This window comes from Rhodococcus sp. 5A-K4, from assembly GCF_046097995.1.
GTDB classification, from domain to species: domain Bacteria; phylum Actinomycetota; class Actinomycetes; order Mycobacteriales; family Mycobacteriaceae; genus Rhodococcus_F; species Rhodococcus_F erythropolis.
The window spans coordinates 58,041-81,421 of record NZ_JBJURM010000014.1 but is presented as its reverse complement, the minus strand read 5'-3'; the positions used below and the strand labels follow the sequence as shown (position 1 = coordinate 81,421).

23 protein-coding genes are annotated in these 23,381 nt (G+C 62.5%); 12 read left to right on the top strand and 11 right to left on the bottom strand.

Annotation, left to right across the window (positions count from 1 at the left end; genetic code table 11):
- Positions 1 to 20: 20 nt before the first annotated feature.
- Positions 21 to 446 carry a VOC family protein gene (locus tag ACKAMS_RS19195; protein WP_003940409.1) on the top strand — a complete coding sequence of 142 codons (426 nt, stop codon included), beginning with the start codon at positions 21 to 23 and terminating at the stop codon, positions 444 to 446.
- Here ACKAMS_RS19195 and ACKAMS_RS19190 read toward each other — a convergent pair.
- Entirely contained in the window at positions 443 to 1,453 is a 1,011-nt protein-coding gene (locus tag ACKAMS_RS19190) for an AraC family transcriptional regulator (RefSeq protein WP_019744973.1), read from the bottom strand. The two genes, ACKAMS_RS19195 and ACKAMS_RS19190, sit on opposite strands and share 4 nt — an antisense overlap.
- Positions 1,450 to 2,640, bottom strand: a complete 1,191-nt coding sequence (locus tag ACKAMS_RS19185; RefSeq protein ID WP_408989387.1) for a pyridoxal phosphate-dependent aminotransferase — start codon at positions 2,638 to 2,640, stop codon at positions 1,450 to 1,452. The genes ACKAMS_RS19190 and ACKAMS_RS19185 overlap by 4 nt, the downstream gene beginning before the upstream one ends.
- Before the next feature lie 135 nt (positions 2,641 to 2,775).
- Between ACKAMS_RS19185 and ACKAMS_RS19180 the strand changes: the two genes are divergently transcribed.
- From ACKAMS_RS19180 to ACKAMS_RS19160, 5 genes are all read left to right on the top strand, one after another.
- Positions 2,776 to 3,354, top strand: coding sequence for a carboxymuconolactone decarboxylase family protein (locus ACKAMS_RS19180; protein ID WP_020908828.1), 579 nt, complete (start codon positions 2,776 to 2,778; stop codon positions 3,352 to 3,354).
- Between the two features lie 125 nt (positions 3,355 to 3,479).
- Positions 3,480 to 3,875, top strand: a complete 396-nt coding sequence (locus tag ACKAMS_RS19175) for a molybdopterin-binding protein (protein ID WP_003940157.1) — start codon at positions 3,480 to 3,482, stop codon at positions 3,873 to 3,875.
- A gap of 24 nt (positions 3,876 to 3,899) precedes the next feature.
- Positions 3,900 to 4,709 carry a molybdate ABC transporter substrate-binding protein gene (gene modA, locus ACKAMS_RS19170; RefSeq protein ID WP_408989386.1) on the top strand — a complete coding sequence of 270 codons (810 nt, stop codon included), beginning with the start codon at positions 3,900 to 3,902 and terminating at the stop codon, positions 4,707 to 4,709.
- Positions 4,706 to 5,515 carry an ABC transporter permease gene (locus ACKAMS_RS19165; protein WP_408989385.1) on the top strand — a complete coding sequence of 270 codons (810 nt, stop codon included), beginning with the start codon at positions 4,706 to 4,708 and terminating at the stop codon, positions 5,513 to 5,515. Before modA ends, ACKAMS_RS19165 begins: the two co-directional genes overlap by 4 nt.
- Positions 5,512 to 6,597 carry a sulfate/molybdate ABC transporter ATP-binding protein gene (locus tag ACKAMS_RS19160; RefSeq protein WP_408989384.1) on the top strand — a complete coding sequence of 362 codons (1,086 nt, stop codon included), beginning with the start codon at positions 5,512 to 5,514 and terminating at the stop codon, positions 6,595 to 6,597. The genes ACKAMS_RS19165 and ACKAMS_RS19160 overlap by 4 nt, the downstream gene beginning before the upstream one ends.
- Here the strand turns inward: ACKAMS_RS19160 and fadD11 are convergent.
- The 7 genes from fadD11 to ACKAMS_RS19125 are packed head-to-tail and all read right to left on the bottom strand — an operon-like array spanning position 6,573 to position 14,842.
- Complete coding sequence (gene fadD11 / locus ACKAMS_RS19155; protein ID WP_408989383.1) at positions 6,573 to 8,375, bottom strand: fatty acid--CoA ligase FadD11; 1,803 nt, start codon at positions 8,373 to 8,375, stop codon at positions 6,573 to 6,575. The genes ACKAMS_RS19160 and fadD11 overlap by 25 nt on opposite strands.
- Entirely contained in the window at positions 8,372 to 9,334 is a 963-nt protein-coding gene (locus tag ACKAMS_RS19150) for an SDR family oxidoreductase (RefSeq protein ID WP_029536915.1), read from the bottom strand. Before ACKAMS_RS19150 ends, fadD11 begins: the two co-directional genes overlap by 4 nt.
- A gap of 4 nt (positions 9,335 to 9,338) precedes the next feature.
- Entirely contained in the window at positions 9,339 to 10,772 is a 1,434-nt protein-coding gene (locus ACKAMS_RS19145; RefSeq protein ID WP_408989382.1) for an aldehyde dehydrogenase family protein, read from the bottom strand.
- Positions 10,769 to 11,269 carry an SRPBCC family protein gene (locus ACKAMS_RS19140; protein ID WP_408989381.1) on the bottom strand — a complete coding sequence of 167 codons (501 nt, stop codon included), beginning with the start codon at positions 11,267 to 11,269 and terminating at the stop codon, positions 10,769 to 10,771. Before ACKAMS_RS19140 ends, ACKAMS_RS19145 begins: the two co-directional genes overlap by 4 nt.
- On the bottom strand, positions 11,266 to 12,357 hold the full coding sequence (locus tag ACKAMS_RS19135; protein WP_408989380.1) for a PDR/VanB family oxidoreductase: 1,092 nt from the start codon (positions 12,355 to 12,357) through the stop codon (positions 11,266 to 11,268). The genes ACKAMS_RS19140 and ACKAMS_RS19135 overlap by 4 nt, the downstream gene beginning before the upstream one ends.
- Complete coding sequence (locus ACKAMS_RS19130; protein WP_408989379.1) at positions 12,354 to 13,286, bottom strand: metal-dependent hydrolase; 933 nt, start codon at positions 13,284 to 13,286, stop codon at positions 12,354 to 12,356. The genes ACKAMS_RS19135 and ACKAMS_RS19130 overlap by 4 nt, the downstream gene beginning before the upstream one ends.
- Complete coding sequence (locus tag ACKAMS_RS19125) at positions 13,286 to 14,842, bottom strand: NAD(P)/FAD-dependent oxidoreductase (protein WP_070385586.1); 1,557 nt, start codon at positions 14,840 to 14,842, stop codon at positions 13,286 to 13,288. Before ACKAMS_RS19125 ends, ACKAMS_RS19130 begins: the two co-directional genes overlap by 1 nt.
- Before the next feature lie 183 nt (positions 14,843 to 15,025).
- Between ACKAMS_RS19125 and ACKAMS_RS19120 the strand changes: the two genes are divergently transcribed.
- Entirely contained in the window at positions 15,026 to 15,682 is a 657-nt protein-coding gene (locus tag ACKAMS_RS19120) for a TetR/AcrR family transcriptional regulator (RefSeq protein WP_046379073.1), read from the top strand.
- A complete protein-coding gene (locus ACKAMS_RS19115; RefSeq protein ID WP_020970505.1) occupies positions 15,679 to 16,305 on the top strand; it encodes a TetR/AcrR family transcriptional regulator in 627 nt (208 codons plus the stop codon). The genes ACKAMS_RS19120 and ACKAMS_RS19115 overlap by 4 nt, the downstream gene beginning before the upstream one ends.
- Before the next feature lie 4 nt (positions 16,306 to 16,309).
- On the opposite strand, the gene ACKAMS_RS19110 is transcribed toward ACKAMS_RS19115, so the two are convergent.
- Complete coding sequence (locus ACKAMS_RS19110) at positions 16,310 to 17,488, bottom strand: acyl-CoA dehydrogenase family protein (RefSeq protein WP_197941798.1); 1,179 nt, start codon at positions 17,486 to 17,488, stop codon at positions 16,310 to 16,312.
- Between the two features lie 187 nt (positions 17,489 to 17,675).
- On the opposite strand from ACKAMS_RS19110, the gene ACKAMS_RS19105 reads away from it, so the two are divergent.
- A complete protein-coding gene (locus tag ACKAMS_RS19105; RefSeq protein ID WP_408989378.1) occupies positions 17,676 to 19,397 on the top strand; it encodes an FUSC family protein in 1,722 nt (573 codons plus the stop codon).
- On the opposite strand, the gene ACKAMS_RS19100 is transcribed toward ACKAMS_RS19105, so the two are convergent.
- Entirely contained in the window at positions 19,373 to 20,335 is a 963-nt protein-coding gene (locus ACKAMS_RS19100) for a sigma-70 family RNA polymerase sigma factor (protein ID WP_019744956.1), read from the bottom strand. The genes ACKAMS_RS19105 and ACKAMS_RS19100 overlap by 25 nt on opposite strands.
- 277 nt (positions 20,336 to 20,612) lie before the next feature.
- On the opposite strand from ACKAMS_RS19100, the gene ACKAMS_RS19095 reads away from it, so the two are divergent.
- From ACKAMS_RS19095 to ACKAMS_RS19085, 3 genes are read left to right on the top strand one after another with little or no spacing between them, the layout of a single operon-like run.
- Entirely contained in the window at positions 20,613 to 21,692 is a 1,080-nt protein-coding gene (locus ACKAMS_RS19095; protein ID WP_019744955.1) for an ABC transporter substrate-binding protein, read from the top strand.
- A complete protein-coding gene (locus ACKAMS_RS19090) occupies positions 21,689 to 22,510 on the top strand; it encodes an ABC transporter ATP-binding protein (protein ID WP_003940477.1) in 822 nt (273 codons plus the stop codon). The genes ACKAMS_RS19095 and ACKAMS_RS19090 overlap by 4 nt, the downstream gene beginning before the upstream one ends.
- Positions 22,503 to 23,375 carry an ABC transporter permease gene (locus ACKAMS_RS19085; protein WP_019744953.1) on the top strand — a complete coding sequence of 291 codons (873 nt, stop codon included), beginning with the start codon at positions 22,503 to 22,505 and terminating at the stop codon, positions 23,373 to 23,375. Before ACKAMS_RS19090 ends, ACKAMS_RS19085 begins: the two co-directional genes overlap by 8 nt.
- Positions 23,376 to 23,381 lie beyond the last annotated feature (6 nt).

The following is a 23,381-nucleotide window of genomic DNA, read 5'->3' as shown; positions in this document are numbered from 1 at the left end:
GTCGGCGTTAACGTCGGAACATGGGATACGAATTTCAAGTCACAGTAGATTCGGCACACCCGCACGAACAGGCGAAGTGGTGGGCCGCAGCACTCGGGTGGGCAGCGGAGCCCAGCGACGAAGACTTCATCAGGGGCCTCGTCGCTGCTGGTCACGCCAAGGAATCTGACACCACGACCTTCGAGGGAGTTCTCGTCTGGCGCGAAGGTGCAGCCATCAGCGATCCGGAGCATCCCGAACGTCCCCGCGTTCTGTTCCAACTGGTTCCGGAATCGAAGACGGTGAAGAACCGGCTCCATTTCGACATACGAGTGGGCGACAAGCGCGAGGATGTCGCAGCGCACCTCGAGACGGTGGGGGCGACGATCCTGCACCGGGGAGCGCAGGGGCCGAGCGTGTGGATCACGATGACCGATCCCGAAGGAAACGAGTTCTGCGTCAGCTAGCGGTACGAACTCGGAGTGTCGCCGGTCCATCGTTTGAAGGCCCGACGGAACGCGCTGGGCTCGGAGAACCCCAATCGCGCCGAGAGTACTTCGACGGATTCTCCGCGCCGCAAACCAGCGATGGCTACGTCGCGGAGCACTTCCTCGCGTAGTTGATTCAGTGATGTTCCGTCACGCCGCAGCAGTCGACGCAGATGGGGAACGCTGATCGAGAGCATCTCGGCGATCTCCTCGGCCGTGGAGGTTCGCCCCTTCACCCCGAGTTCCAGGACCCGTCGCACCTGCGCCGACGCAGTGCTGTCGTAATCGCGTTCGGACATGAGCTGAATCGGAGATTCTCGGAGGTACTCCTCCAACGTCTCCTCGGTTTGGATGATCGGTGCGCGCATGGCCGAGTTGTCGAACTCCAGTGCCGCTCGCTGCGCGCCGAAGGTGACCGGCGCTCCGAAGATGTAGTCGTAGTCCTGCGCCAACCGCGCATCCGGTGCCGAGTACGGAAATTCGACTGCCCGAAGTCGGACGCGCTTTCCGATCAACCACGCGGAAAATCGGTGCAGCAAGATCAGGACAAAATCGGTTGTGACACGTTCTGCGACATCAGGTTCGGCGACGCCTTCGCGAGCGCGAACTGCGAAGCTCACCCGCGTGCTTTCCTCGCCCTTCTCGATCGCCAGTGGGGCGAGAGCCGGTAGTGCACGGATCACGTCGGACATTCGAGCGAAGGCTGATCCGAGGTCGGGGCAATGGATCAACGTCAGGCAGATCAATCGGAAAGTGCCACGGGGGACCGGGGCGGATCCGAGGCCGAACAATTCGTCGTCGGTGATCTGCCACGTGGTTTGGATGAAGGTGGTGACCTGAGTTGGGGTCAGCCGTGCGCGAGCGTCCGACAATGTCTCCAGGTCGATCCCAGCAGCTCGCAGTGCACCAGACAAATCGACGTCGTTGTCCGGCGAGAACGCGAGGTAGCGGTGGACGAATGCGGTCGGGATGGTCCGCGCTGTCATGGGTGCGCTGCTCCTTGGAGCAGGTGGAGACGGCGTGCAGCTTCGGAAAGAATATGGTCCTGCTTGCAGAAGGCGAAGCGCACCAGGTGCTTCCAATCGTCGCGGTTGTCCGCGAACACGTCGACCGGTACGGCCGCGACGCCGATACGCTCGGGCAGTGCGCGACAGAAATCTCCCGCGTCGGTTTCACCCAACGGTCTGATGTCGGCAAGGAGAAAGTACGTGCCGCCGCCGGAATGCACCGTGAAACCGGCCTCGGTCAGAGCTTTTCCGAGTACGTCCCGTTTGCCCTGCAAGCTCTGTCGAAGTTCGACGACCCACGGCTGTTCGTTGGTCAGCGCGTAGGCAACGGCCGGTTGAAATGGTGCACCGGCAACAAATGACATGAACTGCTTGGCGGCACGGACTCCGTCGATGAGTTCTCGGGGGCCGATCGCCCAGCCGGTCTTCCAGCCGGTGACATTGAAAGTCTTTGCGGCACTGGACACAGTGACGGTGCGCTCACGCATGCCCGGGAGCGACGCCATCGGTGTGTGGGCGAGGCCGTCGAAGACCAAGTGCTCGTAGACCTCGTCACTCAACACGATCAGGTCGCGTTCGCACGCGAGTTCGGCGATCGCTCGAAGTTCGTGATCGGCGAATACGGTGCCGGTGGGGTTGTGAGGACTGTTGACGATCAGCATCTTCGTCTTGGCGGTGATCGCGCCGCGCAATGCATCGAGATCGACCGCGAATCCGTCTCCCGCGGCGACCAGCGGAACAGTCCGACGCACAGCGCCTGCCAATGCGACGGATGCAGCGTAGGAGTCGTAGTACGGCTCGATCAGCACTACTTCTTCGCCGGGTTCGACCAGTCCGAGAATTGCAGCACTGATCGCCTCGGTGGCGCCGACGGTGACCAGAACTTCGGAGTCGGGATCACTGACGAGTCCGTAGCGGATGCGCCGATCCTCCGCGATGGCTTGGCGCAAGACGGGCATGCCCGGACCGGGCGGGTATTGATTGACGCCTTCGGCGATGGCTCGGCGCGCTACTTCGAGCATGGCCGCAGGACCGTCGGTATCCGGAAAGCCCTGACCGAGGTTGACCGCGTCGTGAAGTGTGGCCAACGCTGTCATCTCGGCGAAGATCGTGGATGCGAACGGCTGCAGACGCGAGACGGTGCGGTTGCGGGGCGTCGAAGGCATCTTTGCAGCTTAGTCGGCTGACACCGCATCCTCACATCCGCTCGGACGCGGTGCTTGTCACGTTTGAATCGCCGCCATCGTCCAACTCTGTAGAGAGCATCGAATCCGGTGCCCCAGAACATACGGAGGCTTGCCATGACTCGCATTCCCGCAGTGACACCGTCAGAAGCCAGTCCGTTGATCAAAGTGGCATACAAATTCGCCGCCAGGCAGTACGACGAAGTCCCCGAGCCCTTTGCCGTCCTGGCCAACCATCGGAAATTGTTCGTCGCGGCTGCCCGTCACGAGATGGCCGTGCAGAAGGCGTCGAAGGTGCTGCCGTCGAACATTCGTGAACTGGCCGTCTATCGCGTCGCCTGGACTGTCGGCTGCTCGTGGTGTGTCGACTTCGGGACGATGCTCTCGCGCCTGGACGGTTTGGACATCGACAAGCTGAAAGGGATCGCGAATTACCGGGATTCACCGAAGTACAGCGAGGACGAGCGGGCCGCGATCGCCTACGCCGATGCCATGACCGGTGACCCGCACGGGGAGAACGGGGTGACGGACGAGCAGGTCGCGGATCTCGAGCGCAGGTTCGGGCGTGCGGGCGTCGTGGAACTGACCTATCAGATCGGGCTCGAAAACATGCGCGCCCGGATGTATTCGGCGTTGGGGATCACCGAGCAAGGGTTCAGCACCGACTCCTGCCGCGTGCCCTGGGCCGAAGAATGATGCGCTGACTCGTCTACGGCAACTATCGACAATGCTCCGCAGATACGTGATCATGATTGACCAGTTCACGCATCTGCGGAGTATTTCGGCTTGTTAGGTCCGCACTTGCGACCTACGATCACCTGGTGCCCAACATTCGAATCCGCGAAGCTGCCGGTCTGCTCGGTGTCAGTGACGACACCGTTCGACGGTGGGTCGACGGTGGGCTTCTCACCGCGACGACGGACGACTCCGGCCGCAAGGTCATCGACGGTGCCGAGTTGGCGGGCTTCGCCCGGTCCAACGCCGGACCCGCACCGGCCGATCCGCTCACGGGTGCGAGTTCGGCCCGCAACCGGTTCGCCGGCCTCGTCACCAAGGTCGTCACCGACAAGGTGATGGCCCAGGTCGAAATGCAGTGTGGGCCCTTCACTGTCGTCTCGTTGATGAGTACCGACGCGGTTCGGGAGCTCGGACTCGAGGTCGGGAGTATCGGAGTCGCAATCGTGAAGGCCACCACGGTCATCGTGGAAACGCCGTAGTTCTGAACATACTGGAGGAAATTCGTGAAGCGTGTAGTCGGACTTGTTGCAGCAGGTGCCTTTTCGCTTGCCCTGGTGACCGGTTGTAGTTCCTCCGACAATTCGTCGTCGGAGACGTCGTCGGCCGCTCCGACCACGACCACTTCCAGTGACAGTGCCACGGGAAGCATCACCGTCTTCGCGGCGGCGTCACTCAAGAACAGCTTCACCGAACTCGGCAAGGAGTTCGAGTCCGAGAACCCCGGTTCATCGGTCACATTCAGCTTTGCCGGGTCCTCGGATCTCGTCGCCCAGATCACCCAGGGCGCACCGGCTGACGTGTTCGCCTCGGCTGACGCCGCCAACATGACCAAGGCCACCGATGCCGGTGTCGTCGCGGGGTCGCCCTCGGATTTCGCGAGCAATACCTTGACGATCGTTGTACCGCCTGGCAATCCGAAGGGCATCGCGTCCTTCGCAGATCTGGCAAAGGAGGGGACACAACTGGTGATCTGCGCTCCGCAGGTCCCGTGCGGCGCGGCTACGAAGAAGGTCGAGACGGCCACAGGTGAGACCCTCTCGCCCGTCAGTGAGGAATCGTCGGTGACGGACGTTCTCAACAAGGTGACGTCCGGGCAGGCCAATGCCGGCATCGTTTACGTCACCGACGCGAAGTCCGCGGGTGACAAGGTGCAGACGGTCGCGTTCCCGGAAGCCACCACGGTGGTCAACCTGTACCAGATTGCGGTGCTGAAGGATTCGAAGAATTCGGGAACGGCAACCAAATTCGTCGATCTCGTGAAGGGGCCTAAGGGCCTGGCAGTTCTGAGTGACGCGGGATTCGTTGCCCCGTGACACACCTAAGACCGGCAGCCCGGGCTCCGCTCGGGTTGCCGGTATGGATTTACCTTCCGGCGCTGATCGGCGGAGCGTTTGTCATCGCGCCCTTGGCCGCGATGCTGGCCACTGTGCAGTGGTCGCAGTTCTGGGAACTCGTGACTTCCGAATCGTCGGTTGCCGCGTTGAAACTGAGTGTGAAGACAGCGGCGATGAGCACGCTGCTGTGCATCCTGTTCGGGGTACCGATGGCCGCGGTGTTGGCGCGCAGTCATTTTCGGGGACTGTCCGTTCTTCGATCGTTGATTCTGCTCCCGCTGGTTCTGCCGCCTGTGGTGGGCGGTATCGCGTTGCTGTACACGTTCGGGCGCAAAGGGTTGATCGGTGAGCAGTTGGAAGTGCTCGGCATCCAGATAGCATTCTCGACAACCGCGGTGGTCCTGGCGCAGACGTTTGTTGCGCTACCGTTCCTCGTCGTCAGCCTCGAAGGTGCACTACGCACTGCGGGTACAAGATACGAGGCCGTTGCCTCGACGCTCGGAGCCCGCCCGACCACCGTGCTTCGCCGGGTGACTCTGCCGCTGGTGCTTCCCGGTCTGGTGTCAGGGGCAGTTCTGGCTTTCGCTCGCGCGCTGGGGGAATTCGGTGCGACGCTGACCTTCGCGGGAAGTCTGCAAGGGGTGACGCGTACCCTGCCGCTGGAAATCTATCTCCAGCGCGAGACCGATCCGGATGCAGCGGTGGCGCTTTCGCTGGTGTTGGTCGTAGTCGCGGTGGTCATCGTGGTCGCGGTGCGTGGACGCGGATCGGCGGGTTCGTTGTGAGTGGCCTCCACGTCGACATCGAGATTCCGGAGCGCGACGTCGTTGCGACGTTCGACGTCGCGGAGGGCGAGGTGACCGCCATCCTCGGGCCGAACGGCGCCGGCAAGTCGACGGTACTGGCGGCAGTTGCCGGACTGCATCATCCGCGGCGCGGGTTGATCGAACTCAATTCCCGCGTTCTCACCGATACCCGTAGGGGAGTCGTGTTGGCACCCCATCGGCGCGGCACTGCCCTACTCGCGCAAGAGGCACTTCTCTTTCCCCATCTCAGTGCGGCTGCGAACGTGGCGTTCGCGCCGCGCAGTGCAGGGCGGTCGCGTCGCGATTCCGCCGAGTCCGCGCGCCATTGGCTGGACGCAGTCGACGCCGGCGATTTGGCTGACCGCAAGCCTTCACAACTCTCCGGCGGCCAAGCGCAACGGGTTGCAGTGGCGAGGGCATTGGCTGCTGAACCCGAACTGCTTCTACTCGACGAACCGATGTCCGCGCTCGATGTCGCCTCCGCCCCCGCGCTGCGGTCGTTATTGCGCCGAGTGCTCAGGACCGGCGATCGCACGGCCGTACTGGTCACGCACGACGCTCTGGACGCACTTGCGCTGGCCGACACGGTTGTCGTCATGGACGGTGGCCGGGTCGTCGAACGTGGTGACGTACGAACAGTTCTGACCCGCCCGCGTAGTGCATTCGCAGCACGCATCGCCGGGATCAACTTGCGCAGCGGCACGATGGCCGGAGACGGAGTGCTCAGAAGTCCGGTCGGGGTGGATATCGCGGGCCAGACGGAGACCGACCTACCGGCCGGCAGTGCCGCCGTGGCGGTCTTCGAGCCGCGAGCAGTGTCGGTCTTCCTGGATCCGCCGCACGGCAGCCCACGAAATGCGTTTGCGGTCACGATCGCGGAGATCGAAAACCGAGGCGATGTCGTCCGAGTGCGAGCGGAGGACGAAGCCGGCCAGCCGGGCTTGTCTGCCGACATCACGGCGAGCGCAGCGGCCGAACTCGATCTGGTTCCGGGGTCGGCCGCTACGTTTGTGGTCAAGGCCACCGAGACGCTGATCTATGCGCAGGGCGCAGGCTCGTAGACGTCCTCTACGACCGAATCCGCATAGAGGGCTGCAATTTCGGATGCGTACTTCTCGGCTATCGGCTTGCGCCTGAGCTTCATCGTCGGTGTCAGCTCGTCGCCGCCTGGCTCCCAGAACGTGGTGAGTACGTGAAACCGTTTGATCTGCTCGGCCCTCGACAGACGCGAGTTTCCCTCGGCGACAGCAGTTGCAACGATGTCGACGATCCGAGCGTCCTTGGCGAGTACCGCGGCCTCGGACGCAAGTCCCAGTGAGCGTGCCGCTCCGACCGCGGCGTCGGCGCTGAGTGTGATCAACGCTGTGTTGAACTTTCGGCCGTCTCCGATCGTCACGACCTCACCGATCAACGACGACGACGTCTTCACTGCCGTCTCGATGGCGGCCGGTGACATGTTCTTTCCCGACGCGTTGATGATCAACTCCTTCTTGCGATCGATCACCGTGAGGTAGCCGTCCGCGTCGGCGCTGACGACATCTCCGGTCGAGAGCCACCCGTCTGCACTGATCGCTTCGGCCGTTTTTGCCGGTTCGCCGCGGTACCCCTTCATGACCAACGGGCCTCGAACCAGTAGCTCGCCGTCCGCCTCGATGCGCATTTCCATGCCTGGGAGCAACTTTCCGACCGTTCCGAGCTTGGTCGGCTCGGCCGGCGCGGTGCTCGCGATGCATGTCAGCTCGGACATTCCCCAGATCTCCGAGATCGGAACTCCCAGGGCCGCAAAGAATGCCAACGTGTCCGGCGGAATCGGTGCGGCGCCAGAGATGGCCCACTTCAGTTCGGCAAAACCGAGTTTCGCACGCAGAGCGGACAGAACCATCGTATCGGCTCGGGCGTAGTCCGCTTCCAGTTCGGCGGGGACTGTTTCACCGGCTCGTAAGTGTGCGAGACGAGTGCGACCGACGTCGAGTGCCCACTGCAACGCCGCTCGCCGCGCGTCGTCCGGTTCGTTGGCGACAGCCGATTCGACTGCAACTTTCAGCTTTTCCCACACACGGGGGACGCTGCCCCAGATCGTGGGGCGACAGTCCGGAAGCGCGGCCGCTACCTGGCTCGGATCCGGTACGACAGTGATCTGGGTGCCGAACACCATTTGCATGTACAGGCAGGTGAGCCGATCGGCGATGTGCGCCGACGGCATGTACGAGGTGATGCGGTCGCCGAATTCGACGGGGAGTACAGCGCTTACGGCGTTGGTTTCGAACAACAGGCATGCATGAGTCGTCTCGACGCCCTTGGGGTTGCCGGTCGTGCCGGAGGTGTAGATCAACGTGGCGACGTCGTTCGGTTTCACCGCACGCCAGGTGCCCTCGAAATCGAAATCCGATGCGGCAGAATTCTTCATCTGCTCCAGGGTCACGGTGCCGGGCTGGTGGACATGCGATTGCGCGTCGACGACGACGATCGTCTCGAGTGTGGCGCCCGAGCGGCGGACCGTATCCACGTACCGGTCTTCGCAGACGAGAACCCGTGCACCGGAATTGGCGAGGATGTAACGGATGGCTTCGGGTGCCGACGTGTTGTAGATGGAGAAGGACGTCGCGCCGAGATGTTGGGCACCGACGTCGATCGGATAGAACTCGATGCGGTTACTCATCATCAAGGCAACCGTGTCGCCGTGTCCCACGCCGATTCCGGCCAATCCCGCGGCAACCTCGCGGACCTGTTCGGCGTACTCGCGCCACGTCAGTGTTCGCGCATCGCCGATGTCTCGCAGGGCCACCGAGTCGGGCGCTACCGCCGACACTCGCTGGAAGGCTGCACACAACGTGGTCATGATGATCTCCTGGATGCCTTTGTCAGGGCTGATGCATTCGTCGGGGCCGCAGCGGTGGTTCTGTCTTCGAGTTCGCGGATCAGGTCGTGTGCCTGTTTGTCCCTGGCCAGATAGCCGTCGGCCAGGACATTGATGAATCCGCGTCCCCACGCCCAGGGTTCCCAGGCAGCGGGGGCAAGGGTCCGCGCGGCGCGGCGCGCGATCGCGTCTGCGATCACCGTGGCGGCACGGTCCGGGGAGATTCGATGACGGAGGGGACCGGGTAGTCGAGCGTCGAGTTTGCGCCCGATCTCGTCGTCGTCGAGTGTGGCGCGTGCAAGTTGTGTATCCACCATCCCGAAGTACGCGATGCCGGCAGTGGCGCCGTAGCCGGCAACCTCGAGACGCAGCGCCCGGCCGAGCGCTTCGACCCCAGCCTTGCTGATCATGTACGAAGCGCCGCCCAAACCGGGGGCGAACGACGCCGCCGATGACACGACGACGATGTGCCCACTGTTGCGGATCACCTCGTCGATGGTCGGATGCACGGTGTTGAAGACGCCGGTGAGATTGACGTCGAGCACACGATCGAAGGCGTCGGGATCGATCTGGCGCAATGTTGCCGGGGGAGGGGTGATTCCGGCGTTGGCCACCACGACGTCGATTCTGCCCAGCTGCTCGATGATCGTTTGCACGGCTGCGGTCATGCCGTCCCGATCTCGGACATCGGCCGTCACCGTCACGACTCGCTGTGACTCGAATGAGCGCTCGGCCGTTGCCAATGAACTTTCGTTGACGTCGACCAGCGCCACGGTGGCCCCACGCCGGTGGAGAGTACGCGCCAGCGCGGAACCGATACCGTCGCCTCCGCCGGTGATCAGCACGACCTTTCCGGCGACGTCGTAGTCGATTCGGCGTCCGGGCAGTGGAATGCCCAGATCGCGGACTGTTCCCGCAATTGCGGACATGCGTCCCGTCATTGCTTCAGTGCCTTCCGTGTAGAGCGCGGATGAGAACCTTGACCAGCCAGTCGATTCGGGCGGTCCGTCGAAACGTCGTCAGTGGTAGGGGCGAACGGAATCGTTGCCTGGTCATCGACCGGGCATAGGTGAACTCCTTCAGACCATCTGGGCCGTGAACGCGTCCGAAACCAGATGCTCCGACCCCACCCAGTGGCAGGTTGGGAACCGCGGCATACATCACGTAAGAGTTCACCGACGCTCCTCCGGATCGGAGCCGATCGGCAACAGCCACTCCATCCTTGCCGAACACGCTTGCTCCCAATGCATATGGCGACGCATTGACCAACTCCACCGCCTCGTCCATCGAGGCGACCTTGGTGATCGTCATCGTCGGGCCGAAAGTTTCCTCCGTGACGGCGAGGCTGTCTTCGGGGACGTCGACCATGATGGTCGGTTGCACATACTGGCCGGAGATCGAGCCGAGCCCTCCGAGAACGACACGTCCACCTCGAGACACCGCGTCGTCGATGTGGCGCCGGATTACAGCCACTTGCGAGGGCATGGTGATCGGACCGATCTTGTCTTCGGCCCCCGGGCCCGCATGAACTCGGGCAGCCAAAGTGATTGTCTTGTCGATAAACTCGTCGTATACCTGTTCGTGCACGTATACACGCTCGACGCCCAGACAGGTTTGACCGGAGTTGGACAATGCGCCCCACACCGCAGCATCCGCGGCGGCACCAACATCTCCGTCGGCATCAAGGATGAGCGCGTCCTTACCGCCACATTCCATCAACACCGGTGTGAGGGTCCCGGCGCACGCTGCCATGACTTTCTTGCCCGTCGCGGTCGATCCGGTGAACCCGATCTTGTCGACACCGGCCAGGCACAGTGCCGCGCCGACCGAACCGTCGCCTGTGACAACTTGCAGCACAGGATGTTCAGGGACGACCTCGGCAAACGCTCGGACCAACCATTGCCCGACTGCCGGCGCGAACTCACTCGGCTTGTAGACCACAGCGTTGCCTGCAGCCAGCGAGAACGAGAGCGAACCGAGTGGGGTGAAGACCGGATAGTTCCACGGACCGATCACACCGATCACCCCGAGAGGTCGATACTCCACCGAGGCGGCCTGATTGACCGTCAACAAACTGGAGCGGACGCTGCGCCTGCCCAATACATTTCGGGCATTCTTCGACGCCCACACGAGATGTTCGAGTGCCATGGCGATTTCGAGCATCGCGTCAGGGTGCGGCTTGCCCATGTCCCGGTGCACGACGTCGGCGAGTTCGGATGCTCGACGAGCGATGATTCCACGCCACCGATCCAGTCGACGAGCGCGTTGCTCGAATGTCAGTTCTGCCCACCACTCGGAAGCAGTACGGGCGTCGCGCACTGCCTGTGTCACCGTGTCGTCGGACGCCTGTGTGGTCGTGTCGATCTCGGTCGCCGTCATCGTGGAGTTCCTTGAAGTGTGTGGTGGACGGCGCCGTCGGCCCAGCTGCGAGTGACGCGTTCGAGGATCGGTCGGGACAGAGCCAGAATCGGGGCGAACCACGGCTGCGCTTGTACGGCGAATGTCCAGGTGAGGCGGCTGCCAGTCGAAGTCGGTTCCAGCACCAGATCTTCGGCGAAGCGTTTGAACCCCGGCAGTGACGCCGACTCCACGTAGAACGTCATTCGGTGCCCCTCGTCCCAGCGGAAGAATCTCTCGTTCAGTGCAGCAAAAGCGCCGGCGCGCACGGTTCGGGTAGTCCCGATGCCGAATGGTCTGGCCGAGGTCCAGTCGGCTCCGGTGATCCCGCGCGCCCACGACGTGAGCGCTCCGTCCGAGGTCAACGTCTGCCACAGGCTTTCGCACGTCGCTTCGGATTCGATCCGGTGAGTGATCACCAGCGGCGCGGATCGGACGAAGTCTGCGCCGGCTGCCGCAAGAGAGAATTTTCCCCTCACAGGTCCACCACCAAAGATGCACCGGTGGAACGTGATCGACAGGTCAACATCGAATCGGCACGTTCGGATTCGGTGAGCAAGGTGTCTCGATGATCGACGCTCCCCGAGAGCACCCGAACCTTGCACGTACCGCAGAAGCCCTGTTGGCAGGAATACGCGACTCCGGGAAGTGCACGTCGTATCGCAGCCAAAGCACTTTCGGACTCGCCCACATCGACGGTGAGACCGGTGCGCGCCAGATGCACCGTGAACTCCTTGCCGTCGACTACCGGGAGTGGGGAGAACCTCTCGCTGTGCACCGATCCGGTCGGATTGCCGGCGAAGGTCGCCGCGCGCACCATGTTCATCAGCGGCGCCGGTCCGCACGTGTACACCGCGGCACCGGGATCCGCAGCAGCGACCAGTGTTTCGATATCCGTCGGGCCCAACTCGTCGTCCGGTCGGATGGTAACCCGGCCGCTGGAGTATTCCTCGATCTCGTCGAGAAATGGCATGGCCGTCCGAGTTCGTCCGAGATAATCCAAACGCCATGGGATTCCGCGGCGGTGACAACGTTGCACCATGGGAAGGAGCGGAGTGATCCCGATTCCGCCCGCAACAAAGAGGTACGACGGAGCCGCGACAAACGGAAATGCATTGCGTGGCCCTCGGACGTCCACCACCATGCCGGGTTTCAGCGACTCGTGTATCTCGCGCGAGCCGCCCCCACCCTCGTCGATCCTCCGGACGGCGATCCGATACGAGGACAAGTCGTCGGGGTCGCCGCACAGCGAATACTGTCGTTGCCTTCCCGAGGGGAGAAAGATGTCGAGGTGGGCGCCGGGAATCCACGACGGAAGGGTGATTCCTTCCCTCGGGGTCAAGGTGACACTCAGGACGTCGTCGCACTCTGACCGGACGGACTTCACGTCCAGAGTCATGTCGAACCCGCTGTAGCGGACCGGGCTGGGGCGCGAAAGTATTTGCGCTGCTGGACTTGCTGCAAAGATTCGGCGGTATGCGCCGGTGGCTTGCGCGGCAAACCTCAACGACCGGGTCGGTGTGAAGTCGGGTGCGTCGTGGGAACTGTCGGCAGTCGTCTTGTTCATCCTGCGCTCGCTTCGGAAGAACGATTGGCAGCAGGCGAGCGAGCGAGGTAACGCATGGCGACGTCCATGTCCCCGATCTGGGAAGGATGGAAGCTCGGCCGCAGATACGGAGGAATCTCGGTGATCAGGAATTTCATGTTGGGTACCAGGCCACGACGGGTGGCGCTTATCAGTTGGAGAGGCCACAGTCGGCCTTTCGTCGTGGACGGGTCCTGTCGGAACAGGTAGTTCATCGAGGCGATGAACAGCACGAACAACGTGAAGCTGGCCAGCAGCGCCGTGCGAACGCGTCTGGCGTAGCTGCCGTCCACGTACATGTAGGCGTCGAAGGCTACGTTGCGGTGTTCGACTTCCTCGGCGCCGTGCCACTTGACCATGTCGAGCATCATCGGGTGCATGCCGGCATCTTCGAGGGCGGGATCGGTGAGCAGCCATTCCCCGACCACTGCCGTGTAGTGCTCCATGGCGGCAAACAAGCCGAGACGTTCACAGAGCCAGGCGTGCTTGGCTTTTCCGGTCAATCCTTTGTCGCCCAATATCTTGTCCACGAGCCAGTCCATCCGGCGTGACATCGGTTTCATGTCCATGCCGAGGTCCGCAAGATGTTCGCGTGCACCTTTGTGCGACGACGCGTGTGTTGCTTCCTGGCCGACGAATCCCACCACCTCTTCGTGCAGGCGGGCGTCCTCGATGAGCGGGAGTGCTTCGGCGAGCGTTGCGGACATGGCCCGCTCTCCCTCGGGCAACACGAGATGCATGAAGTTGATGACGTGGGTGACCATCGGTTCGTTCGGCACGTAATGCAGTGGTACGCCGTCCCAGTCGAATTCGACGTCACGGGCGGCGATCGCATGTGCTTCGTCTGTGTAGCGGCGAGCGCCGGACGGTGCGACGACGGGTGTGCCTCGGAAGGCGTTGATGCCGAGCATTATCGGCTCCTCACGGTTTCTCGAGCAGTGGTGAGTGCTGCGGACGAGACGGGTTGTACCTGCGCGTAGTGAGCGAGGTCGGCTCGTTTGGTCCTGGCCCGGAATGATCGGTTGAATCCGGGATAGAAGGTGTAGTTGCGGCCGCCGTCGACGAGGTAGTAACTACTGCACCCGCCGGCGTTCCACACGCTGGTGGCGAGTCGGCGGTCTGTCGCGCGTACGAACTCGCGTTGCACGTCTGCGCAGACGTCGATGCTGCCGATGCCGCGCTCGTCCATTTGAAGAATGCAGCTCACGATGTACTCGACCTGGGCTTCGATCGTGACGACCTGCGAGGTGTAGACCACGGAATTGGGTCCGAGGATCATGAAGAAGTTCGGAAAACCGCTGATAGTGGTGCCGAGGAAGGCCTCGGCACTGCCGTTCCACGTCTGCGCGAGGCTGCGGCCGTCCTGGCCTCGGATGATGTCGAACGACGGGTTGTCTCCCATCCGAAAGCCGGTTCCCATGACTATGGTGTCGACTTCCCGGAAGGTTCCGTCCGCGGTGAGAACTCCGCGCTCCTGCACCTCGACGATTCCGTCCGTCACCACCTCCACATTGGGTGACGCCAGCGCGGGATAGTAGGTGTTCGAGAACGTCGGACGCTTGCATCCGAATGCGTAGTGGGGGAGCAGCTTTGCGCGAAGCTCCGGGTCCCGCACCTGCCGGCGAAGGTGTGCTCGACCGAGCGCGGCCAGCCCTTTGAGCAGTGACGGCTTGTACACGAATCCGGGTACCAGGGCTTCTTGAAGCAGGTCGAGTCCCTTGCGTGCCAGTCGTTGGGTGAGCGGCACCCGCTCGAAGAGAGCGCTTGGCCAGCCGGTCATCGGCTGATCCGGATGCGGCAGGATCCACGTCGGTGTCCGCTGGAACACGGTCAACGTGTCCGCGAGCGGTTGCAGTCTGGGGATGATCTGCACCGCAGAGGCGCCGGTGCCGACCACGGCTATCCGCTCACCGCGAAGGTCGTGGTCGTGGTTCCAGTCCGCGGTGTGGAACATCTGACCACGAAACGATTCGAGCCCGGGAAGGTCGGGTGTGGCGGGGGCACTGAACGGGCCGGTGGCCGCGACCAGGAACTGTGCCTCCCAGACGGTTTCCGCAGTGTGTACCCGCCAGATCTGGGCTTGCTCGTCCCACGAAGCTTCTGTCACGTCCTGGTTGCAGTGGAAATGACCGGCCAGTCCGAAGCGATGGACGCAATCCCGGAGATAGTCGTAGATCTCTGGCTGCAGGGGATACAGCCGCGTCCAGTTCGGATTGGGCGCAAACGAGAACGAGTACAGAATCGACGGGATGTCGCACTGTGCACCGGGGTAGGTATTGACCTGCCAGGTCCCCCCGGGCTCCGCAGCACGTTCCAGAACGGCGAAGTCGTCGATCCCGGACTGCTTCAAGCGGACAGCCGTTCCGATGCCGCCGAAACCGGCTCCGATGACGACGACTCGTGTTCGGCGAGTTCGAGTTTCCTCGTCACCGGCCGATGGCCCCGAGGTTGGGTCGATGTCGACCATGTGTGACGCCTCCTGATTGGTGCGTGAACAACTGAACGAAGAGTAAGTCTGACATCAAGTGATGTCAACAGCGATTGATGTCAGAATTGAATTGATTGACATCGTACGATGTCAGTTCGCTTGCCGAGGTCGCCGCGATAACCTGAGGTCGAGAGCACTGCCGGTCAGTGAGAACATGGGGACATGACGGATACCGAGGCTCGGCGCACCGGCCCGCGCAGGTGGCGTGGGCAGGAACCAGAAGATCGCCGCGCCGCGCGCCGGGCACAGCTGATCGAAGCCGGGTTGCAGATCATGGGCACCGAGGGTGCGGCCGCCGCGACCATGCGTGCGACCTGCCGCGAGGCTGCGCTGACCGAACGGTACTTCTACGAGAGCTTCGCCAATCGTGACGAACTGCTGGTCGCCGTGCTCGACGAGGTCGTTCTCGGGGCACGCGACACTATTCTGGACGCTCTCGAGGCGGCGCCTTCCGAACCGTCGGCCCTGATCCGTCACGTGGTGAAGGCCTTCACCACCTACGTATTCAGGGATCCGCGCCGTGGACGCATCATGTTCGTCGAATCCCAGGCGGAACCTGCGCTGTGGGATCGAGGGCGAGAATTGATGGCGGAGTTCACCAATCCGATCTCCGCGTCGCTCGAGCTGATGTACGGCGGCGAGGCAACCGACTCCGCGAACTCCGAACTCAATTCGGTGGGGCTGTTCGGTGCCCTCGCGTTCATCTATCAGGCGCACACCCCGTCCTCCAAGATCTCTCGAAAGCGTTTGGTGGAACACATTTCGCTCATGGTCGAAGCGCAGGCGACGGTCAACAGCACGCCCGCGAGAAAAGAATGACGTCCGCGTCGGCCACAGGCGGAAAGCGTCTCGGTCCTGAAGACCGGCGTGAGCAGATCATTGTCAGCGCGGCAAAGGTTTTCGAGGAGAAGTCTTTTGCCGACGTCTCGATGACCGAGTTGGCCAAGGCGGCCGGGGTCGGTCGTCCGCTGCTCAATCATTACTTCGGCTCCAAGCGGGAGTTGTACCTCGACGTCGTGCGGCGATTCGTCTTCATTCCCGAAGTGGCGGTGGACCGCATTCCGCGATCGGCGAGCCAGGAGAAGCGGATCGGCGCCGTGATCGATCGGTGGCTCGACGTCGCCTGGCGTCATCGCGACATGTGGATCTCGACAGTCATGTCCGACGACCTCCGCCGTGATCCCGAGATGGATCGGATCCTGCAGGACGCTGACGACGTTGCTGCGCGACGCATGATGGATGCGCTCGAGATTCGACCGAGTGAAGGCAGCGAGGCTGCTGTTCATTCGATGATCGTGGCGTACGGAGGATTGGCGAAGGCCGCCAGTAAGCAGTGGTTGGTGACGGGAGCGCTCGACCGCGAACAGGTGCACCTTCTGCTGGTACGCAGTTTGCTCGCCATCGTGCGTGACGTTCTGCCGGCGTGCGAGGCGGATTCCTGATTGCTCAGAGTGATCTCGCCACGAGGTCTTTCATGACTTCGTTCGATCCGGCGTAGATTCGCTGAATACGAGCGTCGGCGTACATCTGAGCGATGGGATATTCGAGGATGTAGCCGTACCCGCCGTGTAGTTGCACGCAGCGGTCGATCACGGCACACTGCTGATCGGTGAGCCAGTACTTGGCCATCGCGGCGGTAGTCGCATCGAGCTGCCCGGCAAGGTATTTGACGATGCAGTCGTCGATGAACGTCCGCGAGATACGAGTGATGGACGCACACTCGGCAAGTTCGAAGCGGGTGTTCTGCAGATCGAAGAGCGTTTGCCCGAACATGTTTCGGGATTTGGTGTACTCGACGGTGAGGGCGACGGCACGCTCCATTGCCGCAGTGGCTGCAACCCCACAGATCAATCGTTCGGGCAGTAGCTGCTGCATCAGCTGGGCAAACCCCGTGCCTTCGCGGTCCCCGAGCAGGTTTGTTGCAGGCACCCGCAAGCGGTCGAAGAACAGCTCGGTGGTGTCCTGGCCCTTCTGTCCGACCTTCTCGAGTATTCGCCCGCGCTCGAAACCCGGTGTGTTGTCATCGACCTCGGCCACGATGAGCGACACTCCACGCGCTCCGAGGCTGGGATCGGTCTTGGCGGCAATGATCACCAGATCACAATTGCGACCGTTCGAGATGAATGTCTTTGCGCCGCTGATCAGATAGTCGTCACCGTCGCGGACAGCGCGGGTGGTGATGTTCTGCAAGTCGGATCCGGTGCCGGGCTCGGTCATGGCGATTGCGCCCACCCACTCGCCACTCACCAGCTTCGGTAGCCAGCGCAGTTTGTGCTCGTGATCGGCGTAGGCATTGAGGTAGTGCGGCACGATTCCCGAGTGCACGCCGAGTTGGAGTGAATGATCACCCGCCATGACCTGCTCGTGGAACAGCACGGCGTCGTGCGCAAACGTTCCTCCTCCGCCGCCGTACTCGGTGGGGATCGACATGCCGGCGAGCCCGAGCGTCCCGAGTTCCCGATATGCGGATTTGTCGGGAAAACCCTGGGACGCGAAGCGTTTCTGATGCGGTGTGACGTGTTTGGCGAAGAAGTTCCTTGCCAGGTCGGCCACGGCCTCCAATTCGTCGTCCATCCACGGGGACCGGCGTTCGGTGGTTCGGGTTGCGGTAGATCCTTGCGTCATCGTGATTCTCCCGATCGATGAAGTGCGACCCGCGAGCGGATCCGACTCCACCTATCATCCACACTGTTGACAGAGTGTCAATAACGGGGTAGTCGAATCGACCTCCGGACCCGCCTCGAATTCCACGTCGGCCGCCCGCAAGAATGGGAGGACACAGACACGAACAGGCCGGCGCGAAGGATGGGCAGTGGACCCCGAAGAAACATCAGCGGGTCACGAGTCCAACCTCCCGGCTCCGCGGCCGGCGCGCAGCGTCCTGTTCGGATTGCCGCCGGTGGGAAACCGGTACCCCGGAGCGGTTCGCGTCGCCCTCGCCCTGGCGATTCCGGCGGCCACCGCCACACTGCTCGGATTCGGGTCTGCTTCGCTCCTGGTCGGCCTCGGTGCATTTGCATCGATCTACGGTGAGGGTCGTCCGTACCGGAGCAGGTGGAAGGCAGTCGGTATCGCCGCGACGGCGCTGACGATCCTGTCCTTCATCGGGGCATCAGTGGGTGAGCCCGTCCACCGAGCCATCGCCGAGGGAGCGCCGACGGTGCTGCTCGTCTTTGTCGTGCTGATCATGGCCGTCGTGGTGTCGACCTGCGCCTTCACCGTCGACGCGCTTCGATTGGGTCCACCGGGCGCGTTCTTTCTGTTGCTCACCACCGAGATCAGCTCCGTGATCGCCACTCCCGGCCAGCCGCCGGTCGAGGTCGCGATGTGGACGGCAATCGGTGGGATCAGCGCGGTGGTCGTCTCGATGACGGGAATCGTGTGGGCACCGAGAGCTGTCGAACGCAGCGCTGTACAGGCAGCCGTATCGGCCGTTGCGGAGTACACAGACGCTCAGGCGGCGTACGCCCAACCCGAACTCACGCGAGACAAACGCCACGCTGCAGCACTTCGGCTGCACGACGCGTGGCAGTGCCTTTACCGCGGCGCAATCGTCGGGAAAGACCACCCGTTGATCCGTGAACTCGAACGAGCGCAGATCTCGATGGCCAGAGCGATCTCCGACGACCACGATCCGGAGCTCATGGCGGACCCCGCGTTCGACGTCGACGAGGTCGGGGCCCACCCGCCTCTGCCCGACCCGACGATCCGATATCGGTTCCTCCGCGCCTGCAATCCGTCCAGCCGAGCGTCGATCACGGCACTTCGGCTGTCCATTGCCTGCATGGCCGCGGGAACCCTCACCGTCCTGCTCGGCATCGATCGCCCGGACTGGGCGGTGATCGCCGCGGCGATGGTCCTTCATCAAGGACCGGATCGAATACTGGGCACCTATCGCGGAATTCACCGCATCGGCGGAACCGTCCTCGGGTTGATTCTGTTGGGTGCCATCTACGCCTGGAGTCCGACCGGTCTGTGGTTGGTGGCGGTACTTGCAGTCCTGATGGCCGGGATCGAGCTGTTCCTGGTGCGGAATTACGGGATAGCCGTCATCTTCATCACCGCCCTCGCGATTCTCCTCGGCGCGGCCGGTGGTGCGCACGGGACCGTCCAACATCTGATCCTCAGCCGCATGCTCGAGACGGCAATCGGCGTCGTCGTGGCGTTGGTGGTCCTGTGGACGGTGGGGCGCGGTGCGCATCGACGCACTCTGATCTGGGTCGACGAACGGGCGAGTAGCGTCCTGTTCAAGCTGCTGACCGAAATTCGCGCGAGGCACTATGCACCACAGGCGAATTGGTCGGAGCTTTCGGAGCTTCGACGGGACCTGGACTTCGAACTGCGAGGTAGCGCGATGGCCGGGATCGACGCCGCCCACAACGAACCAGAGTGGGCGTCGCAGCAGTGGAGGACGCACACCGAATTGCATCATCTGGGATCGGATGTACTGCACCGACTGTGGTTCGGAACGCAGGTGTCCAGATCACACCTCGAGGAATGGGAGTCTCGTTACTTGCGTTCGGGTTCGGTGTGATCGAGCATCGGCACAGCGCTGAACTTGGCTGGATTCGCAATATCGTAGGCTGCGCACACAACTCCGTCGCGGACAGTGAAGCCGGCAACGCGAGCGGCGAACTGCGGGTACTGGTCATCCCCTGGTGAGCCGGCGAATACACCGCCGAGCCGTCCGTTGACGAGAACCGGTGACATCGAGAACACCGCTGCCGGTCCGTACTTGCGGGCCAATCCCAGGTAGAACCGCGCCACACGATCGCTGCCGCGCACAATGTTGACAGCCGTGCGGGTCGTTCCGCCTGCGTCACCGATCAGGACGGCATCGGGATCGAGTGCATCGATCACGGCGTTCAGATCTCCACTCGCGATAGCCGTCACCAATCGCTCGACGGCGGCAGCATGCTCCTCGCTACTGACCGGGACCGGCGCCGACGCTGCGGCTTTACGGGCCCGCGAGGCCAACTGACGGGCAGTGGCTACTTCGATGTCGAGGATGCGCGCAACCTCGGCGAAGGGCACGTCGAAGCCGTCATGCAGGACGAAGGCAACGCGTTGAGCGGGAGTAAGGGTGTCCAGGACGACGAGGGCAGCAAAACGATTCTGTTCCTGCGTCACGACGTACTCCAGCGGATCGGGTGTCGCTGAGGGTGTGCCCGCGGTGGCGTCGACGGGCGTGACGATCGGCTCCGGAAGCCACTGTCCGACATAGCTTTCTCTTCTGACTGCGGCCGATTTGAGATGATCGAGGCAGATCCGACCGACAACAGTGGTGAGCCATCCGCGCAGCTCCCGGATCTCGAGGTCGCTTCCTTGTCTCGATTGTGCGACTTGCAAGCGTATCCATGCCTCCTGCACCGCATCCTGAGCGTCGCTGAAACTTCCGGTGAGACGGTAGGCCACCGACGTCAGGTGGCCACGGTGTTGCTCGAAGTCCTGCGCAGTCGTCGGCGAAAGCATGCCCTCATGATACGGACCTCACACATTAAATCCGGCATGAATGTAACCGTTGACCCAGGTAGTGGGTGCCGACGTATGGTTTCGGCACTGCTAACGGCTCGATTCTGTCTTCACATTCATTGGAGTCTCACGTGTTTCGGTCTTTCCCGCTCATGTCGCTCAACTGTTGTCGTTGAACTGACATTCCCCACACCTGCCTGTGCCGAGCGCCGCACACGGCGCTCCGGACAGGTGTAGCCGAGAACTGAACCAATCATCTTCTACAGGAAGCAACTTCATGATTCGCCCTCGTTTCGCGCGCTCGGTAGCCGCGGCCGTCGCCTTTGTCACTCTGTCCAGCCTTGCCGTTGCCTGCTCGGGCTCCTCCGACGAAGTCGTCAAGACCGCCGACGGCAAGACCGTCCTGCGGTACGAGGGCAGCACCGGACAGGTCATCTACCCCGAACTGGCCGCTGACCTCGGTTACTTCAACGACGTGGAGCTCAACTGGATCGGCGATACGACCAGCGGCCCTCAGAGCATTCAGAACGCAGCGACTGGTCAAACCGAGTTCGGCGGAGCGTTCAACGGTGCGGTGGTGAAGTTGGCTTCCGCGGGTTCACCGATCACCTCGGTCATCGGGTACTACGGCTCCGACAAGGAGAGCTTCAACGGGTACTACGTACTCGACGACAGTCCGATCAAGTCGGCGAAGGACTTGATCGGCAAGAAGGTCGGGATGAACACCCTTGGTGCGCACCACGAGTTCGTCGTCCGTGAATGGCTTGCGCGGCAGGGACTTACGCCTGACGAGATCAAGCAGGTTGAATTGATCGTCGTTCCGCCGGTCAACACGGAACAGGCGCTGCGGCAGGGACAGATCGATGTCGCCACCCTCGGCTCGGTCTTCCGTGACTCAGCGCTCGAACGCGGTGGTCTTCGCGAGCTGTTCACCGACGAATCGCTGTTCGGCTCGTTCACCTACGGCACGTTGGTGTTCCGTGACGATTACATCGCGCAGAACAAGGAGGCGGTCGCCGATTTCGTACAGGGAACAGCGAGGGCCATCCGCTGGACGCAGACGCACCCACGGGAAGAAGTGATCGCGAAGCTGACGTCGATCATCAACAGCCGCGGACGCAACGAGGACACCAAGCTCATCAGTTACTGGAAGAGCCCAGGAGTCGCCGGTCCCGGCGGAACGATCACCGATACCGAGATCAGCACGTGGATCGACTGGCTCACCCGTAACGGCGAACTCGAAGAAGGAAAGTTGAAGCCGTCGGACATCTACACCAACGAATTCAACCCGTACGCCAACGGAACGTATTCACCCGACAGCGGCGCTGACGGACAGGCACTGGAGGCAGCAAAATGAGCACAGAACCGAAACTACGGCTCGAGCACGTCACCAAACAGTTCGACATTCGTGGGACCGACGAAGTTTTCACCGCGGTCGAGGACATCAACATCGACGTGGCGCCGGGGGAGTTCCTGGTCCTCGTCGGGCCGAGTGGTTGCGGCAAGTCGACTCTGCTGGACCTCCTCGGAGGACTCAGTTCGCCCACTTCCGGTCGAATCCTTCTGGACGGCAAGCAGATCACGGGCCCAGGCTTGGATCGGGGAATCGTCTTCCAGCAATACGCGCTACTTCCATGGCGAACTGCACGTCACAATATCGAGTTCGGACTCGAAGCGAAGGGCGTGAAGAAGAGCGAACGGCGCGAGCTCGCCGAGCATTACCTCGAACTGGTCGGTCTGCAAGGTTTCGCGGATCGCTATCCGCACGAGTTGTCCGGTGGAATGAAGCAGCGAGTCGCGATCGCCCGCAGCTTGGCCTTCGATCCCGAAGTGTTGCTGATGGACGAACCATTTGCAGCGCTGGACGCACAGACGCGAGAGTCGCTGCAGGACGAGCTTCTGCGCATCTGGAAGGCCACCGGCAAGACCATCCTGTTCATCACCCACGGAATCGACGAGGCCATCTACCTCGGGCAACGTGTTGCAGTACTGACTTCGAGGCCGGGGCGCGTCAAGACGATCGTCGACATCGACATCGACCGGTCCGGCGACGACGTGCGATCAGGTGAGGAGTTCCGTGTGTTCCGGCACCGGATCTGGACGCTGCTGCACGGTGAAGTCGAGCGCGCTCGGGCCGGCGAACTCGATCCTGCCAAGGAGGTTGCACATGTCTAGCGCATTGGCGACGCCGGAGGTGGTCGCCACCCCGAAACCGTTGCCCGACAAAACACCTGACATTGCGCAGCGGAGCCAGGCCGGCGGCAAGGCGGCGCGATACATTGGTTCCACCGCCTGGCGGATTGCCAAGCCGTCGATTGCGATCGCGATCTTCCTCGGGATCTGGGAAGCGGCACCTCGGCTCGGGCTGGTGGACAAGGTCTTCCTGCCGCCCTTCACCGAAGTTGTGTCCGCATTCTTCACTCTCGCCGAGAACGGACAATTGCAAGAGCATGTTTCGGCCAGTCTGACGCGTGCCCTGACCGGATTCTTCGTGGCCATTGCGATCGCGATTCCGTTGGGAATCGCGATCGCCTGGTACCGCCCGGTCTCCGACTTCCTCAACCCGATTCTCGAATTGTTCCGCAACACAGCAGCCTTGGCTCTGCTTCCCGTCTTCGTGCTGATTCTCGGAATCGGTGAGGAATCGAAGATCGCCCTGGTGATCTACGCCTGCACCTTCCCGATTCTGCTCAACACGATCTCCGGTGTGCGAACAGTGGACCCCCTGCTGATCAAGTCCGCTGCCTCGCTGGGGTTCTCCTCGATTCGGCTGTTCCAGAAGGTGGTTCTGCCCGCCGCAGTTCCCACGATCTTCACGGGTATCCGCATGGCCGCCGCGTCGTCGATTCTCGTGCTGATCGCCGCCGAAATGGTCGGGGCCAAAGCCGGTCTCGGGTATCTGATCACCGCTTCCCAACTCAACTTCCAGATCCCGAACATGTATGCGGGCATCGTCGCGATCTCGTTGTTGGGTCTGACAATCAACGCGATTCTGGTCCTGATCGAACGTCGGCTCTCGCGCTGGCGCGTCACCACCTGACCACAC